The following is a 15378-nucleotide window of genomic DNA, read 5'->3' on the forward strand; positions in this document are numbered from 1 at the left end:
AAATATCTCCTTGATTTAATGACTGCTCCCGCTCGATCCCACTACAGGGTTGCCTGGGAGTTGGTATAAAAAGACCAGATTGGCCGAGTAAAAACCGGATCTCCGTCCAGAATTTTGCCCTTACGCTGCAGCACCCCCTGCTTCTGTGAATCCGATTCCACAATCATTTAAGTATTTTTCGATACTCTAATGGTATATACTTTAATGTCGGATTTTCTTACACTTTTTCATCGAGATCGGGGAACGAAATGACAAAGAAAACAAAGGAATCGACGACTGCCGAGGCAGAAGGCGTTTCCGACAGCAGAGAGGCAGCTGACAGCAACAATGAAAAGAGCAGCGAGAGCCGACTGCTGCCCGGTCTGCTCCACTCCATCTTCGACCGCATGCACAAGGAGAACCGCGACAGCGGCAAGGCGCAGGAGAAGATCATCCATGAGTTCACCGCCCGTCTCACCGACGCCTTCAATGAGGTGCATGCGGAATCCAAGGAACGGGAGCGCCTGCTGGAGGAAAAGCTCAAGGCGATCGAGCAGGAGCAGGAGTACAAGATCCGCCGCATCAAGTTTCTTTCGGTACCCGGCACTATCATCGCAACAGCCTGCATGGTCTATCTCTTCTACGTGGTGCACGTGATGGAGACTTCCATGACCAGCATGTCAGACGACATGCACCACATGCGCGGCTATATCTCCAGCATCAGCGGCGATACCCGTGTGATGTCGAGTAATGTGGTGACGATGAACAACCACATGGCCGACATGAACGGCAACATCGGTAGCGTCGATGAGAAGATGGGCAACATGAATAGTGAGATGGGCGACATCAAAAAAGAGGTCAAGGGCATGAACGGCAATATGACCCACCTCAACCGCAGCGTCGGTGTCATGACCCGTGATGTCGGCGCCATGTCCCATACTATCTCCCCCGTCATGGGCAGCATGGGCAAATTCATGCCATTCTAACTCCCCCACTACCGCCCCAAGCCTCCCCGTCGGAAGGGATGTGGAGCAGGGCCGCTTAGGGTTTGAGATGGATGAAATCCTGAAAGGTCGAACCCTCAAGCTCAGGATGGGCCGCGAGAAAGGCATCGAGCTTTTTCAGTGAGTAGGGGGTCAGCGCCTTGGGGTGTCCCATCACATTGAAGATGTCGGCAGCGCCCGATGCCTTCAGGCAGCGGTAGGCCCGCTCCAGCAGGCCCGCTTTGGCGCCGTCGATGGAGGTTACGGTGTTGCTGCTACGACTCAGCAGCTTCCAGTAGTGGGCTGCGTTGTAGACCATCGACTGACCATCGCCAAAGCTCTTGAACTCACCACCTTTGGCGAACTTTTTGATATAGACCATCTTCCAATAGAAGCTCGGCAGCACCCGGCAGGCGGTGATCGGGATCTCAACGAACCGGCCCTGTGGATCCTCCACCACCGGATCTTCATCAAAGCGCCACTGCTCCTTCTGCGGCGCCTGACGGAAATCGAAACCGCGGATCTCATCCGGCGAATAGCCCGCATCGTAAACCGTGCTGTCGAGCCAGATTCCATGCTGGTGCAGCGCGTCGGCCAGCGGCGCAAACGGCTGGATGCACCAGCCGCCGGCCCGATAAGCAAAGATGCGATCACCAACGATCTCTACCAGCCGTTGTTTGTAGCGCCCCACCAACTCGTGGGCCTGTTCCCGGTCGAAGTCATGCAGCCGATAGCGACTGGTATCGATCTGCCAATTACCATCCCGATACTCGGTATCCTCCCAGTGAGGATGGATGTGCAGCTGCACCTCGTGACCCGCCTCGACCAGACTGCGCAGTTGCTCAGTGACCTGCTGGTAGTCACGCTGCAGCTCCGGGCACTCACCAGAGAACAGCTGCAGGCGATCGAGATAGCCCGCATCGACGAACAGAGTGAGACGGGCGCCGTGCTGATCCAGTATCTGGATCAGCTTATTGATGGGCTGGATCATGCAGTGCTCAACACTGCCCACTCTCTGACCAAAGAAGAGTTCGTAATCGAGGGTGATCAGCAGTCGAGTAGTCATTATCTTCCTTTTTTATCGGCATGAATGCATGTGACTCACAGCACACAGAATGGGCGATTATGACACTATCCGACTAGGCGAGAGCGAGAATTACCGCACGTCTCGGCGCTGGCAGCCCCTCGACGGTCCGTGTTGAATCTGCCGGGTCGAGATAATCCGCCAACGACTCAAAGCGCATCCAGCCGGTAGCGCGCTGTTCCTCGGTGGTGGTCGGGCTCACATCCAGGGTGCGGATCTGCCTGAAGCCGACGCGCCGCAACCAGCTCTCCAGGGTCGCAGGCGAAGGGATGAACCAGACGTTGCGCATCTTCGCGTAACGTCCCTCCGGCACCAGCACCTCTCCTGCCCCACCCTCGATCACCAGGGTCTCCAGCACCAACTGGCCGTCCTTTCGCAGGGCCCCCTTCAACTCGGAGAGATGTTCGAACGGTGAGCGCCGATGGTAGAGCACCCCCATCGAAAAGACCGTATCAAACCCCTGCAGATTGGCCGGCAGATCCTCAATTCCCAGGGGCAGAACCTCGACCGGATAGCTGCGGCCGAGGAAGTGGCGCATCGCCTCGAACTGCATCACGAACAGCTGGGTCGGGTCGATGCCGATCACCTGACGTGCGCCCGCCCCAGCCATGCGCCAGCAGTGGTAGCCGTTGCCGCAGCCCACATCGAGCACCAGTCGCCCGGCCAGCGGTTCGATCTGATCCTTGAGCCGATCCCACTTCCAGTCGGAGCGCCACTCGGTGTTGATCGGCAGACCGCAGATCTCGAATGGCCCCTTGCGCCAGGGGTGGAGCTGCTGCAACAGCGGCTCGATCTGCGCGCGGCTGGCCGCGTCGCAATCCTCTGGTCGGCCCGCCGTCACTGCGGCTCGATCCAGCTCGCAGCCTGACAGCTTCAGATCGGGCAGTTCTGCGATGGCCTGCTGCCAGCGGCCCATATCGCCGTGGGAGCGCTCCCGCCAGACCGCCTCCACCTGCTCGGGCAATTGTGCCAGCCAGCGCCCCAGCGGGGTCTCCAGCAGCGGTTCGATCCAGGCCCAATCGTGCCTCATTTGACCGCCAGCAGGGAGATGAAGTTGAAGCACTGGAACCAGACCTCGACCCGCTCGAAACCGACCTGCTGCAGACGCTTCCGATGGGTCGCCAGCGTCTCGGGAATCAGCACATTCTCCAGCGCACTGCGTTTCTGGCTGATCTCCAGCTCGGAGTAGCCCTGAGCACGCTTGAAGCCGTGGTGCATCTCGACAAACAGCGCCTGGCTCTGTGGATCTTCCAGGGCGATCTTCTCTGACAGCACCAGCACACCACCCGACCGCATCCCCTGCCAGATCGAACGCAGCAGCCCCTCGCGAACATCCAAAGGAAGAAACTGCAGGGTGAAGTTGAGCACCACCATCGATGCGTCACGCACCTCGATATCACGCAGATCGGCGCAGACCAGCTCGATGTCTCGCCCCTCTTCGCTAGCCGAAAGCAGCTCTTGCGCCCGCTCCAGCATCGCAACAGAGTTGTCCACCGCAATGACCTGGCAATCACGTCCAGCCGTCCCAGAACGCATCGCCAACGCCGCCGCCGCCAGCGAACAGCCCAGATCGTAACAGCGACTGCCCTCACTGACGCAGCTCACCGCCAGGGTGCCGATCATGTTGATAATGGTCCCGTAGCCCGGTACTGAGCGCTTGATCATATCGGGAAAGACTTGTGCTACCTGGCGGTCGAAGACAAAGTCGCCGCTGCCCTGCTGAGGCTTGGCATAGAGGCGGTCGGTTGAGAGATCCTGCGGCATGGTTGCAAAGGTGACTGTTAAAAGAGCTTATTTTACGCCGATTTTAGCCCCGAAGTCGGCCCGATTGCCCCTTGGATTCAGTGGCAAACCAAGCGTATCGCTATCTTGGAAATGTTAGGATCAGCAGGCCACAGGTGATCTACCTGGCGACCCACGGGTGGTCATGTCGATCCATCAGATTTCCAATGGAGGATAGCGCCATGAAACTCCATGCGTTCTTTATGATGCTGCTACTCAGTCAATCCGGACAGGCTGCTGATATCATCTCCAATCGAAGCATCGGCATGGAGTTGGCCCGTGATTTGGCGAATCAGGCGATCATGGCCTGCCGGGCTGATGGCTATCATGTCAGCGCCGTAGTTGTGGATCGATTTGGTTTAATCCGCGCTGCACTGCGCGATGACCTTGCTTCACGATTCACCTTGGAAATTGCTGAACGAAAGGCCAACCTGAGCGTTATGGCATGGGTTGATAGCGGCCCCTTCAGAGAGTCCCGCCGTGACATCCAGCAGGAGCTGAATCACATCGAGGGGCTGATCGTGATGGAGGGCGGCGTCAAAATCACCGCCAGTGGATACAACCTGGGGGCAATCGGTGTCAGTGGCGCCCCTGGTGGCGAAAAAGATGCCGCCTGCGCGCATAAAGCCCTCGAAAAGTTGCGTGAACGAATCGAGTTTTCAATCGAAGAGTAAGACCATAGCAGGCAGATCACTCCTTTTGGCTCTGGTCGCAGTTATAGATTGCGGGCGGCAGTCTCTCCGGCTTTGATATCCACCCTACTGAGCAGCAGCGCGCCGATGATGAAGAGCAGAGAGACCGAGAGGATGGCGAGACGGGGGTCACCCGTGAGCACGCCGACCCAACCCATCAGCAGTGGCCCTAGTACCGCGGCAAATTTGCCCAGCATGTTGAAGAAGCCGAAGAACTCACCGGACTGGCCGGGCGGGATCAAGCGGGCGAACAGCGAGCGTGAGAGCGCCTGGATACCACCCTGCACCAAACCGATCGCCACCGCCAGAGCGTAGAACTCCCACACCTCATCCATGCGATAGGCCCAAAGTAGGATCAACAGATAGCAAAAAATCGCCATCAGAATGCCCTGGCGAGGACCATGGCGCTGGCCGATCCGGCCAAACAGGATCGCCGCTGGAAAGCCAACAAACTGGGTCAGCAGCAGCGCGACCATCAGATTGTTGGCATCGAAACCGACCGAGAGACCGTAGTCCACCGCCATGCGCACGATGGTGTCGACGCCATCAATGTAGAACCAGTAGGCGAGCAGGAAGAGAAAGGTGATACGCAGCTGACGGAGCTTGCGCACGGTCTCTGCCAGCTGGCGGAAGCCAGCCAGCAGTGAATTGGTGCTGGCCGGCAAGGGCTGCGGTTCAGGCACAAACAGGAACAGCGGCACCGAGAACAGCGCCCACCAGACCGCCACGCTGACAAAGGAGAGCTTCACCGCCTCGGCCGCATCGGCCAGACCAAACCACTCCGGGTGGAGTGTCATCACCACATCAAAGGCAAACAGCAGGCCACCGCCCAGGTAGCCCAACGCAAAACCCAGCGCCGAGACCCGATCGTAGTCACGGTTATCGGAGACCGCCACCAGCAGCGAATCGTAGAAGATGTTGCCACCAGAAAAACCAAGGATGCCGAGCCCATAGAGCAGCAGCGCCATGCCCCAGTTACCCGCCGCCACCAACTGTAGCGCACCAGTCATGATGATACCCATGACGGCAAAGAAGAGCAGGAAACGTTTTTTCGCTCCTGCCTGGTCGCCGATGGCGCCAAGCAGTGGCGCCATACAGACCACCAGCAGACTGGCAATGGAGTTGGCCATGCCGAGCTGAAAGGTGCTGTCGGTGGCGCTCAGGCCGGAGGCCCAGTACTGCTTGAAAAAAATCGGAAAAAAACCTGCCATCACAGTGGTGGCAAAGGCGGAGTTGGCCCAATCGTAGAAGCCCCAGGCGAGCTGTTGCCGGGGTTCGCTGTGGAACTTTGCCTTCGCCTCTGCCTGCTGCAAATCCGGCCTCACTACGCCGGGTTGGCAGCAGAAAAACTGGCGATCATCGCCATGCGCACCAGCTCAGCGAGGGAGCGAGCGGCCATCTTCTCCATCACCCGGGCGCGATGCGCCTCCACCGTCTTGGCGCTGACACCTAGAGCGTTGGCGATCTCTTTGTTCGCCTTGCCGGTTGTCACCATCTCCATCACTTCGTGCTCGCGGGGGGTGAGACGCGCCAGACGGGCCGCCACCTCGGATCGCTGCGCCTGTATATCACGCTGTTTTTCATCAAAGATGATGGCGTGGCGGATGCTTTCCAGCAACAGTTCGTCGTTAAAGGGCTTTTCGATGAAGTCGAGGGCACCGGCCTTCATCGCCCGCACTGCCATCGGTACATCGCCATGGCCGGTGATGATGATTACCGGGATCGGAATGCTGTTACGTTGCAGATACTCCTGCAGCTCCAGGCCGCTCATCCCCGGCATGCGCACATCCAGCAGCAGGCAGCCTGAACGTCCTGGATAGTAGCTCTCGATGAAGGCATTGGCCGAGGCGAAGGTCTCCACCTTCATCGCCACCGACTCGATTAACCATTTCAATGAGTTACGCATCGCCTGGTCATCGTCCACCACAAATACTGTCGGCTCAGAACTCATACTTATAACCCCGGAAGCTTTAAATCTGGATTGCTCGGCAGCTGCACGGAAAAGAGGGTTCCCTTACCCTTTTCAGAGGTGACACGAATGCTGCCATTATGATCCTCGATAATCCTATAGCTGATCGCCAACCCCATGCCCATACCGCTCTGTTTGGTGGAGAAGAAGGGGTCGAAGAGCTTCTCCATAACCTCCGGAGGAATGCCGGGCCCTGTGTCGCTGATCATCACAGCGACCTCCCGCACATTCAACCTGCTCGTGGAGAGCACCAGAATGCGCTGATCAGCCTCTGTCTGCTGCATCGCATCCATGGCGTTACGCATCAGATTGAGCAGCACCTGTTCTATCTGCACCAGATCAACCCGTACCGGCAGGCCTCCCTGCTCCAGCGCTAGTCGCACATCCACCCCTTTTTTTGCTGCATCGTACTCGATGAACGAGGCCACTTCGATCACCAGGTCATTCAGATTGACTAGAGTGTGCTCGCTGGCGTTCTTACCGACCAGGCTGCGCAGACGTTTGATGATCTCTCCGGCACGCTCGGCCTGAACTGTAATCTGCGCCATTGCATCCACCAGCTCCGCCTCACCACCTATCCCAGCCTGCAGGCGCCGCACACAGCCACTGGCGAAGTTGACGATGGCGGCGAGAGGCTGATTCAGTTCATGGGCCAGGCCAGTCGCCATCTCACCCATGGTACTGACTCGACAAACATGCACCAGTTCCGACTGATGCTGGCGGCTCTGTTGTTCCGCATTACGCACCTGAGTGATGTCACGCCCATAGATATGCACATACTCCTGCTCGCTAAACGGTGCCAGCAGCAGCGAGAAGATCTGCTCGTCGCCACTCAGCTCTATCTCCCGCACCCCTCCCTCTTCAAGCGTCTCCAGCACCAGATTGCGCCAGTAGAGCGGCAGGGTCTGTTGTGGTTCGAGACTCCAATAGGCGAGCAAGGGTGCGCTGGCGGCATTGGCGTAAGTGATCACCCCACGGCGATTCACCCGCAACACCGGGCTCGGGTTGTCACTGGCGAACGTGGCAAGGCTTTCGATCTCCCGCTCGGCCCGGCGGCGGGCGCTGATATCGCGAATATAGACGGTGAACAAGGTAGTGTGCTCAAGCAGGATCGGCATCACCACCGTCTCCACCGGCATCTCATCACCCTGGGCATCGAAGGCCCGCAACTGCAATGGGGCGCTCGCCGCCACCAGTTCAGCTGACTGGTTGTAGCGTTGCAACAGCTTGCCAAACTGCTGGCGATCATCCGGGTGGAACAGCTTTACCCCAAGCGACTCCCCCAGCATCTGTTCACGAGTGTAGCCGAAGGTGCGCTCTGCAGTGCCATTGGTCTCCACCACCATGCCGCTGCAATCCACCGTCACGATGGAATCGAGGGAGGAGTCGAGCAAAGCGCTCTTGAGCGCTTCAGACTCCCTAATCTGCAGTTCATGGCGCAACCGTGCCTGCTCCACCGCCTCGCTCACCAGGGCAAAAAAGTCGGGGATCCAGGCCTCCAGCAACAGCAGCTGATTACCCTTCTCGCTGACCGGTTGATTGATGCCCAAGGCACGTCGCCCGAAACTCGCGATTCGATTCAACAGCCGGTGCAGGCGCATTGAGACGAGAAAAAAGAGCAGTGAGAACACGCCGACAAAGGCAAGCGCGCCCAGGAAACGTTCCCGACGCTCGGTAGAGAGGATGCGCTCTGCCGTCGCCTCCACCCGCTTCCTTGAAACGAAGGTAGAGAACTGCACGTTCTGGTCCCAGTCGGCAAAATCAGTAATCGACTGCGAGGTGATCAGATAGCGGCTACGCAACTGCTCCAAAAGCATGTTGGCTGTCACTTTTGTCTGATCACTAGAGGCGAGAATCCGCTGCTGGTCCCCCTCGAGCAGTGCCACCACGGTCTCATCGTCGGCCACCGCCTGCTGGGAGTCGAGCAGAAAGATCGTATCGAGGGGGATGATCAACATCAGGATCGCGGCCTTACTCTCGACTGGTTGCGCCACCCCCGCCCAAACCAGCAGAAAGGGGGCCTTCCACAAGGTGGTGAGCAGTGCCCCATCACCACCCGGATAGCGGCTTGCCGCACGCTCCAGCGGAAATGGCAGATCTTGCCGGTGAAAAATCTCCCGCGGTTCGAGATCCTGGTCAAGAAGTACAATCTGACTTGGAGTGACGGCGCCCAAGGAGACAGGAGCAGGCGCCATCCAGGCGGGCAGCCGGTTGAGATAGGTTTTCGGCTTCTCCCTTTCCTGTGCCCAAGCAGGGCTTTTTACATACTCGACAAGACGCCAATTCTGTGCCAATCCCGTCGCCGTCAGACGCCACTGCCCAAGATATTGCTGAAAGCGATGACGGCTGTCTCTGGCGCGTTGCTCTAACTGCTGCTGCAGTTCTTTTTGGAAGATTTCACCCAGCGCCCGGCTCTGCAGTGGATCCAGCACCAACCAGACGATCAAACCGCACAGCAGTCCCACCAGAACTGACATCCAGGGAAGGGGAACTCGTTCAATCCAGGGACGGTACCACCGGGGAGTTCTATCGGGCATCGGTTTCGATTGGTCCAGCTAACATTCCCGTCAATCAAAGTAGGAAAAGAACCCTCACAATATTCTTATTTTCCCCGCTTATAGTCCCAGAAACCGCGTATCCTGGCCAGCGAGCGTACAATCATTTACTAGATTGAGACGGACGAAGATAAAACATCACGCAGAGAGATAGGACCAAGACGGAAGAAGTAGTTTTCGAAGGCAAAAAAAAGAGGCACTGCCGAGTGCCTCATCCGGAGATTCCAGGCCGATTCCCTGGGAAAAAACTCTTAGCGCTTCAAAAACTTTTGTGCTGATTGCTCAGGAGATAGCCCGAGTCACACTGTCAGCCTGCTGTGTGCCATATGACGTCTGGTAGGCGCGTTGGGAAACGGTCGCATAACCAAACAGAACCATGCGCAACATCTGCCTGACCTTCGAATCCATCTCGCAGAACATCAGACCGACACCATCGCTCCCATGATGCACCACAAGAGCCTTGGCTTTGCATTGTTGTGTACCAGAACCACAAGCCACTGGAAATGAGAGTTCCACCACAGCGTTTCTGGATAATTTGATAACACCAATATCGATGAACATGCCACCCAAACTCAAATTCCTTGTCCTTCCGGTCACAAGGCCAAGGTTCCGATAGTTTAATACCACGTTAATCGACATGGGTTTACGTTGATTGCAACGATGCTCCACTTCACGTCCTCCTGGTGGCAATGGGTCAGCTGGCCAGATTTCTGGTGAAGAATTATCAAGCAGCTGGCACTGGCAAAAAATTCGGACGATTGCCTTTAATCTACAGGGAATTCCCTAGGAACCACCCCCCTAATCCTCCAGTGGAGTATGGTCGAAAATAGAGTTTTTACCAGCTTTCCACCATTTCCCTAGGGCCTTTCATTTGGTGATCGGATAAACTAACCGCAAATCCTCTCCGGAAATGCCTATGACTGACCCAGCCCCCATCGATATCGAGAATGCCATCCTTCCCGGCTTTCTCAGGCGTCTCGGTGCGATGTTTTACGACAGTCTCCTGTTGCTTGCCCTGATCATGCTATCGATCACCCTGATCACCCTCCCACTGGGCATGCCTGAGGGCAATGCACTACTGTTTTTCCAGTTGTTTTTATGGGAGATCATCCCCCTCCTCTTCTTCACTGGATTTTGGGTCCATGGCGGACAGACCCTGGGCATGCGCGCCTGGCGACTGCGTCTGGTGCGTTCCGACGGCCTGCCTCCGACCTGGCGGGATGCACTGCGACGCCACCTGGCTGCCCTCTTTTCGCTAGTCACGTTTGGGCTCGGTTTTCTCTGGATTCTTGTCGATCCCAACAAACTCGCCTGGCACGACCACCTCTCCGCCACCCGGTTGGTCCTGAGCCAACGCTGAGGTAGTCGAGAATGGACGCCTCTCCCTCCAGGGCATCACCTATGCCCGATTGGCGATTCTCAGCAACCAAAAGGAATTCCATTCCCTTTCATCACCAGTTGATCCTTGTAAAATTGTCACATCCTCCTGCAGATTTGCTGCGCATGAAAAAATTGAAACGACACCTCCCCCTGTTACTACTTGCGTTCGGGCTCGCCCTCTCCAACCCGGCTCTATCCGGCCCAAAACAGATGTTAATGCTGATGGAGATGCTGAAACAGAACGGCAGCCTCACTGAGGCCCAGTTTCAGCAACTCAAGGCCGCCATGGAGGCGGAAGAGCCACCAGCAACACCGAGTAGCAGCCCCTCCCCCGTCTCACCCCCGATGATGGCAGAGCCAGCGCCGAGCGAGACCGGGGAAGTCCGGCTCTCCACCCGCGGCGGATCGATCAAGGCCGAGGCCTATGACGGCGAATCGAGCCTGGAACTGACCGCCCAGATCGCCGCCGATGCCGCCTTCTACAGCTCAGATCAGAGCGACCTGGGCGATGGCGCGGAGATCCGCTACGCCCGTATCGGCCTGGAAGGCAGCCTCTATGGTGCCTGGGAGTATGGGCTGGAGGCCGACTTTGCCGGCGAGGATATTGGTCTAAAAGACGCCTGGCTCGGCTACCGCAGCCTCGGTCGTTCGCTGATCCGAGGCGGCCTGTTCAAACAGCCCTTCAGCCTCGAAGAGGCCACCCCCTCTGCCCACCAGACCTTCATGGAGCGTTCCCTGATCAACGAACTTGCACCAGGCAAGAATATTGGCGTCGGAATGGAGAGCCACGACACTCACTGGTATCTGGCCGGCGGTATCTTCGGCGAGGGCCCCAACGATGCTGATGACAAGCTGGATGACGAGGGCTGGGGCGGCAGCCTGCGCGGTGTCTGGGCGCCCTTGCCAGAGAAGGGCCGGGTGATCCATCTCGGTGCCAGTGCCGACTACCGCAACTTTGGCGGCGACTCAGACACAGAGGCGAGCTGGCGCATCCGCACTCACCCAGAGTCTCACATCGTCGATAAAACGAACTATCTGCTCGATACCGGCAAGATCAAACATATCGACCACAGCCACAGCCTCGCCCTAGAGGCCGCCGCCGTCTATGGTCCCTTCTCGCTGCAGGGTGAATACCTGCGTACCCGTATCAATATTGAAGACTACGCTGAGCCACTCAACTTCCACGGCTACTACATCGCCGGCAGCTGGTTCATCACCGGTGAATCCCGCAACTACGACATCAAGCAGGCCCGTTTCGAGCGCATCACACCACGCAGCAACTTCGGTTGGGGGGAAGGCCGTGGCGCCTGGGAGCTGGCACTGCGCCACAGCTACCTTGACCTAGATGATCAAGACATCCAGGGCGGCCGGCAGTCCAACACCACTTTTGGACTCAACTGGTATATCAATCCCAACACCCGCTTCATGGCAAACTATATACTTGTCGACACAGACCCGGATGCAAGTGGACTCAACAACAATCCAAAAATATTCCAGCTACGGGGCCAGTATGACTTTTAGTGCATCAGGCAAACCCATCAGAGCCGCCAGAGTGATCGCTCTGGCGGCTCTGCTGTTGTGCGCCACCGCCCCCCCTGTGCTCGCAGAGGCAGAGAACCTGAGGGCACAGACCCTGGTGATCGGCAAAGTCAGCGACAGCCCGCGTAAGCACTTCACCCGCCTCAAGCCGATGGTCGATTATGTCGGCAAAAAGATGCGCGACCTGGGCATCACCCGGACCCGAGTATTAATGGCAAAAAACAACGCGCAGATGATTCGCTATCTGCAGCAGGGCAAGGTCGACTGGGTCACCGAGACCCTCTTCTCCTCAATCCTCTTCGAGCAGCAGGCCGGGGCCGAGATCATCCTGCGCAAATGGAAGAAAGGCGTGCCCGGCTACCATACCGTCTTCATCACCCGCAAAGAGAGCGATATCCACAACCTAGAAGACCTGAAAGGCAAGCGTCTGGCGCTGGAAGATCCGGGTTCCACCACTGCCTTCTACATTCCCGCAGGCATACTGCAAGAGGCCGGCCTGGAACTTGAACTGCTCAGCAACCCGCGCCAACATCCGGCGCCTGACAAGGTTGGCTACGCCTTCGCCAAAGGTGAGATCAACATCGCCACCTGGGTGCACAAAGGCCTGGCAGATGTGGGTGCCTACAACAACCTCGACTGGAACACGCCTGACCACACCCCCCCTGTCTTCAAAAAAGATCTGCGTATCTTTCATCGCTCATCAGACCTGCCACGGGGCTTTGAACTGGTTCGACCGGGTCTGGACACATCGATCAAACAACGCCTGATTGAGATATTGAAAAATACCCACCGGGATGCCGCCGCCGAGGCTGTCCTGAATGCCTACCAGCAAACCGCCAAATTCGACGAAATCAGCGCAGAGACCCAAGCCATACTGGATCATGTCAGAGAACATTCAGCCGTGGCACGCGGAAACCTCCATTGAAAGGGCTTCAGCTTCAATCAAAATATTCGCTGACACTTCTGGCACTGGTCATCGGTGTCGTACTCTCAGTCTCGAGCGTGCTGCTCTACCAGTTCGATGACGCAATCGGTGACTATCAGGAGGCCAATGCCTCCACCCTCAAACGGGCACAGATCAAACAACTGCAACACCAGGGGCTGACCCTCACCGGAATCCTCGCGCAGAGCCTGATCAACCCCCTCTACGAACTCGATATGGAGGGCATAGGTCAGCTCCTGCAGACTGCAAACAGCCAGCCCGATGTGATCCGGACCCTGGTATTCGACGAGAAAGGCCGGATCGTCCACGATGGCGAGGAGACACTGCCGCGATTCGGCCAGCTGATGAGTGAACCACTCGCCTTCCAGGCCCTGCAGTCGCAGGCGCCGCTGACCCACCTAGAGGCGGACCGCCTGAGTATCGCCGCCCCCATCAGCCTGGAGAAAAACCAGCTGCTGGGCGGCATCTATATCGATCTCTCCCTGAGCCAGATGCTCAAGGTGGTGCGTGATTCGAAGAGCCGTCTCGAGCTGATCAGCCGCACCCATATCGATCGTAACCTCAACTCTATCTGGATGCTGCTGCTACTGTTAGGTGCCGCCAGCATCCTCGCCGGACTGCTGATAGCCTATCGGCTGAGCCGGCCAATTGGACGGCTGGAAAAGCTCGCCCAGCGTATCGGGTCCCGCGACTATAGCGCCGTCAGCCACATCGATCGTAACGACGAGATCGGCAGCCTAGCCCGCACCTTAGAGAAGATGGGGCAGCATCTGCAGAGCACCACCATTTCGAAAGAATATATGGATGAGATCCTCCACAGTATGCGGGATCTGCTGCTGGTCACCGACCTCGCGGGCAGGATCACCCGCATCAACCGGGCCTTTAGCCAACTCAGTGGTTACACCAGCCAGCAGGCCATCGGCCAATCCATCGGGCAAATCATCCCCTATAGTCTCGACAAACACAGCAGCTGGACAGAATACTTGGAAGAATCGCACGAAGTCAGCGCCCACGAATGCACTCTGCAGGCAAGCGATGGCAAACAGGTTCCTATCCTCCTCTCCGCCTCCATGCTCGACCCCAACACCGGTCACCAAGGCATGGTGCTGGTGGCGCAGGACTTGACCGAATACCGTGTGGCGCAGCAGCAGATCCATCATCTCGCCTACTACGACCTGGTCACCGGCCTGCCCAACCGGGCACTCTTCATCGACCGTCTGAGACAGGCAATCCGTAGCGCGCGGCGTGAGCAGAACCGCATGGCGTTGTTCTTTCTCGACCTGGACCGTTTCAAAAACATCAACGATACCCTCGGTCACGAGATTGGCGATCAGATGCTCGAGGCTGTAGCGGCGCGGCTGCAGAGCCACAAACGGGAGGAGGACACCATCGCCCGCTTCGGCGGCGACGAGTTCACCCTGATCATCCCCCGAATTGAGCAGACCGATGACCTCATCACCCAAGCAGAACGTATCACCTCCCTGTTTCAGCAGCCCTTCAACATCGGCGGCTTGGAACTCTTCTCCGGCACCAGCATCGGCATCAGCCTTTATCCCGATGATGCGTCGGACGCGGAAACCCTGATTCGCAATGCCGACACCGCCATGTACCGCTCAAAAGAGCGCCGCTCAAACGGTTTCGAGTTCTATACCGACGACATGAACACCCTCGCCACCGAGTTCATGAACATTGAACACGGCCTGCGACGCGCCCTGGAGAACCAGGCCTTCGAACTGCGTTATCAGCCCCAGGTCGACATCAAAACCGGCAGGCTCAAATCAGTTGAGGCACTGCTGCGCTGGAGGCGCAGCGAACACGAGATACTCAAACCGGATCTTTTTCTGCATGTGCTGGAGGAGACGGGGCTAGTCATCCCGGTGGGCGAATGGGTGTTGCGTCAGGCCTGCAGGCAATTGAAGGCCTGGCAGCAACTGGGGGTAAGGATAGAGCGGGTGGCAGTCAACATCTCGCCGCGCCAGTTCGTCTCCCCCAACCTGGCCGAAACGATCGCTGCAATCCTTAAAGAGTACCAACTTCCCGCCAGCAGCTTGGAGCTGGAGATCACCGAAAGCGGCCTGATGGAGGATATGGAGCACACCATCGAACTGCTCGGCCAGCTCGCCGACATGGGGGTCAAACTCGCCATCGACGACTTTGGCACCGGTTACTCCTCACTAGAACATCTACGTAATTTTCCGGTGCAGACTCTAAAGGTCGACCGTTCGTTCATCCATGGCATGGAGACCGAGCAGAACCGCGCGGCCATCGTGCAGGCGATCATCAGCCTGGCCAACATCCTTGATCTTAAGGTGGTTGCCGAAGGGGTGGAGACAAAGCAGCAACAGGCCCTGCTAGAGGAGTTTGGCTGCCGGATTGTACAGGGCTATCTCTACTCACTGCCGTTGATGGCGGAGGAGATTCCCGGCGTCACTCAACACGACTGACAACCGCCCGCCTGAGCCAGTTGGCCAT

Annotated in this window: 13 protein-coding genes; 6 read left to right on the top strand and 7 right to left on the bottom strand. The window is 57.6% G+C overall.

The window, feature by feature from the left end; genetic code table 11:
* Positions 1 to 248 precede the first annotated feature (248 nt).
* A complete protein-coding gene (locus tag L0Y14_RS09295; RefSeq protein WP_006473709.1) occupies positions 249 to 965 on the top strand; it encodes a hypothetical protein in 717 nt (238 codons plus the stop codon).
* A gap of 55 nt (positions 966 to 1020) precedes the next feature.
* On the opposite strand, the gene L0Y14_RS09300 is transcribed toward L0Y14_RS09295, so the two are convergent.
* The 3 genes from L0Y14_RS09300 to cmoA all read right to left on the bottom strand — a co-directional run bounded on the left by L0Y14_RS09300 (position 1021) and on the right by cmoA (position 3810).
* Positions 1021 to 2028, bottom strand: coding sequence for a polysaccharide deacetylase family protein (locus L0Y14_RS09300; RefSeq protein WP_006473708.1), 1008 nt, complete (start codon positions 2026 to 2028; stop codon positions 1021 to 1023).
* A gap of 73 nt (positions 2029 to 2101) precedes the next feature.
* Positions 2102 to 3076, bottom strand: a complete 975-nt coding sequence (gene cmoB / locus L0Y14_RS09305) for a tRNA 5-methoxyuridine(34)/uridine 5-oxyacetic acid(34) synthase CmoB (protein ID WP_006473707.1) — start codon at positions 3074 to 3076, stop codon at positions 2102 to 2104.
* On the bottom strand, positions 3073 to 3810 hold the full coding sequence (cmoA, locus tag L0Y14_RS09310) for a carboxy-S-adenosyl-L-methionine synthase CmoA (RefSeq protein WP_006473706.1): 738 nt from the start codon (positions 3808 to 3810) through the stop codon (positions 3073 to 3075). Before cmoA ends, cmoB begins: the two co-directional genes overlap by 4 nt.
* Before the next feature lie 185 nt (positions 3811 to 3995).
* On the opposite strand from cmoA, the gene L0Y14_RS09315 reads away from it, so the two are divergent.
* Positions 3996 to 4502: a GlcG/HbpS family heme-binding protein gene (locus L0Y14_RS09315; protein ID WP_006473705.1), complete on the top strand. Its 507-nt coding sequence runs from the start codon at positions 3996 to 3998 to the stop codon at positions 4500 to 4502.
* A 41-nt stretch (positions 4503 to 4543) separates the two neighbouring features.
* Here the strand turns inward: L0Y14_RS09315 and L0Y14_RS09320 are convergent, their stop codons facing one another.
* From L0Y14_RS09320 to L0Y14_RS09335, 4 genes are all read right to left on the bottom strand, one after another.
* Entirely contained in the window at positions 4544 to 5845 is a 1302-nt protein-coding gene (locus L0Y14_RS09320) for an MFS transporter (protein WP_251859173.1), read from the bottom strand.
* A complete protein-coding gene (locus L0Y14_RS09325; RefSeq protein ID WP_005963726.1) occupies positions 5845 to 6471 on the bottom strand; it encodes a response regulator transcription factor in 627 nt (208 codons plus the stop codon). Before L0Y14_RS09325 ends, L0Y14_RS09320 begins: the two co-directional genes overlap by 1 nt.
* Positions 6472 to 6473: 2 nt before the next feature.
* Positions 6474 to 8966 carry a PAS domain-containing sensor histidine kinase gene (locus L0Y14_RS09330; RefSeq protein WP_240991561.1) on the bottom strand — a complete coding sequence of 831 codons (2493 nt, stop codon included), beginning with the start codon at positions 8964 to 8966 and terminating at the stop codon, positions 6474 to 6476.
* Between the two features lie 360 nt (positions 8967 to 9326).
* Positions 9327 to 9713, bottom strand: a complete 387-nt coding sequence (locus L0Y14_RS09335; RefSeq protein ID WP_138921702.1) for a PilZ domain-containing protein — start codon at positions 9711 to 9713, stop codon at positions 9327 to 9329.
* Between the two features lie 247 nt (positions 9714 to 9960).
* Here L0Y14_RS09335 and L0Y14_RS09340 point away from each other — a divergent pair, with 247 nt between their 5' ends.
* The 4 genes from L0Y14_RS09340 to L0Y14_RS09355 all read left to right on the top strand — a co-directional run bounded on the left by L0Y14_RS09340 (position 9961) and on the right by L0Y14_RS09355 (position 15350).
* Positions 9961 to 10404, top strand: coding sequence for an RDD family protein (locus tag L0Y14_RS09340; protein WP_006473700.1), 444 nt, complete (start codon positions 9961 to 9963; stop codon positions 10402 to 10404).
* 143 nt (positions 10405 to 10547) lie between these two features.
* Entirely contained in the window at positions 10548 to 11945 is a 1398-nt protein-coding gene (locus tag L0Y14_RS09345; protein WP_006473699.1) for an OprO/OprP family phosphate-selective porin, read from the top strand.
* Positions 11935 to 12888 carry a phosphate/phosphite/phosphonate ABC transporter substrate-binding protein gene (locus tag L0Y14_RS09350; protein WP_240991560.1) on the top strand — a complete coding sequence of 318 codons (954 nt, stop codon included), beginning with the start codon at positions 11935 to 11937 and terminating at the stop codon, positions 12886 to 12888. The genes L0Y14_RS09345 and L0Y14_RS09350 overlap by 11 nt, the downstream gene beginning before the upstream one ends.
* A complete protein-coding gene (locus tag L0Y14_RS09355) occupies positions 12885 to 15350 on the top strand; it encodes a putative bifunctional diguanylate cyclase/phosphodiesterase (protein ID WP_083825093.1) in 2466 nt (821 codons plus the stop codon). Before L0Y14_RS09350 ends, L0Y14_RS09355 begins: the two co-directional genes overlap by 4 nt.
* Positions 15351 to 15378 lie beyond the last annotated feature (28 nt).

This window comes from Candidatus Endoriftia persephonae (assembly GCF_023733635.1).
Lineage (GTDB): Bacteria > Pseudomonadota > Gammaproteobacteria > Chromatiales > Chromatiaceae > Endoriftia > Endoriftia persephonae.

Bases quoted from the DNA above. Each gene is read 5' to 3' on its own strand.
- L0Y14_RS09295 (WP_006473709.1), top strand. From the start codon at position 249: ATGACAAAGAAAACAAAGGAATCGACGACTGCCGAGGCAGAAGGCGTT.
- L0Y14_RS09300 (WP_006473708.1), bottom strand. From the start codon at position 2,028: ATGACTACTCGACTGCTGATCACCCTCGATTACGAACTCTTCTTTGGT.
- cmoB (WP_006473707.1), bottom strand. From the start codon at position 3,076: ATGAGGCACGATTGGGCCTGGATCGAACCGCTGCTGGAGACCCCGCTG.
- cmoA (WP_006473706.1), bottom strand. From the start codon at position 3,810: ATGCCGCAGGATCTCTCAACCGACCGCCTCTATGCCAAGCCTCAGCAG.
- L0Y14_RS09315 (WP_006473705.1), top strand. From the start codon at position 3,996: ATGGAGGATAGCGCCATGAAACTCCATGCGTTCTTTATGATGCTGCTA.
- L0Y14_RS09325 (WP_005963726.1), bottom strand. From the start codon at position 6,471: ATGAGTTCTGAGCCGACAGTATTTGTGGTGGACGATGACCAGGCGATG.
- L0Y14_RS09330 (WP_240991561.1), bottom strand. From the start codon at position 8,966: ATGTCAGTTCTGGTGGGACTGCTGTGCGGTTTGATCGTCTGGTTGGTG.
- L0Y14_RS09340 (WP_006473700.1), top strand. From the start codon at position 9,961: ATGACTGACCCAGCCCCCATCGATATCGAGAATGCCATCCTTCCCGGC.
- L0Y14_RS09345 (WP_006473699.1), top strand. From the start codon at position 10,548: ATGAAAAAATTGAAACGACACCTCCCCCTGTTACTACTTGCGTTCGGG.
- L0Y14_RS09350 (WP_240991560.1), top strand. From the start codon at position 11,935: ATGACTTTTAGTGCATCAGGCAAACCCATCAGAGCCGCCAGAGTGATC.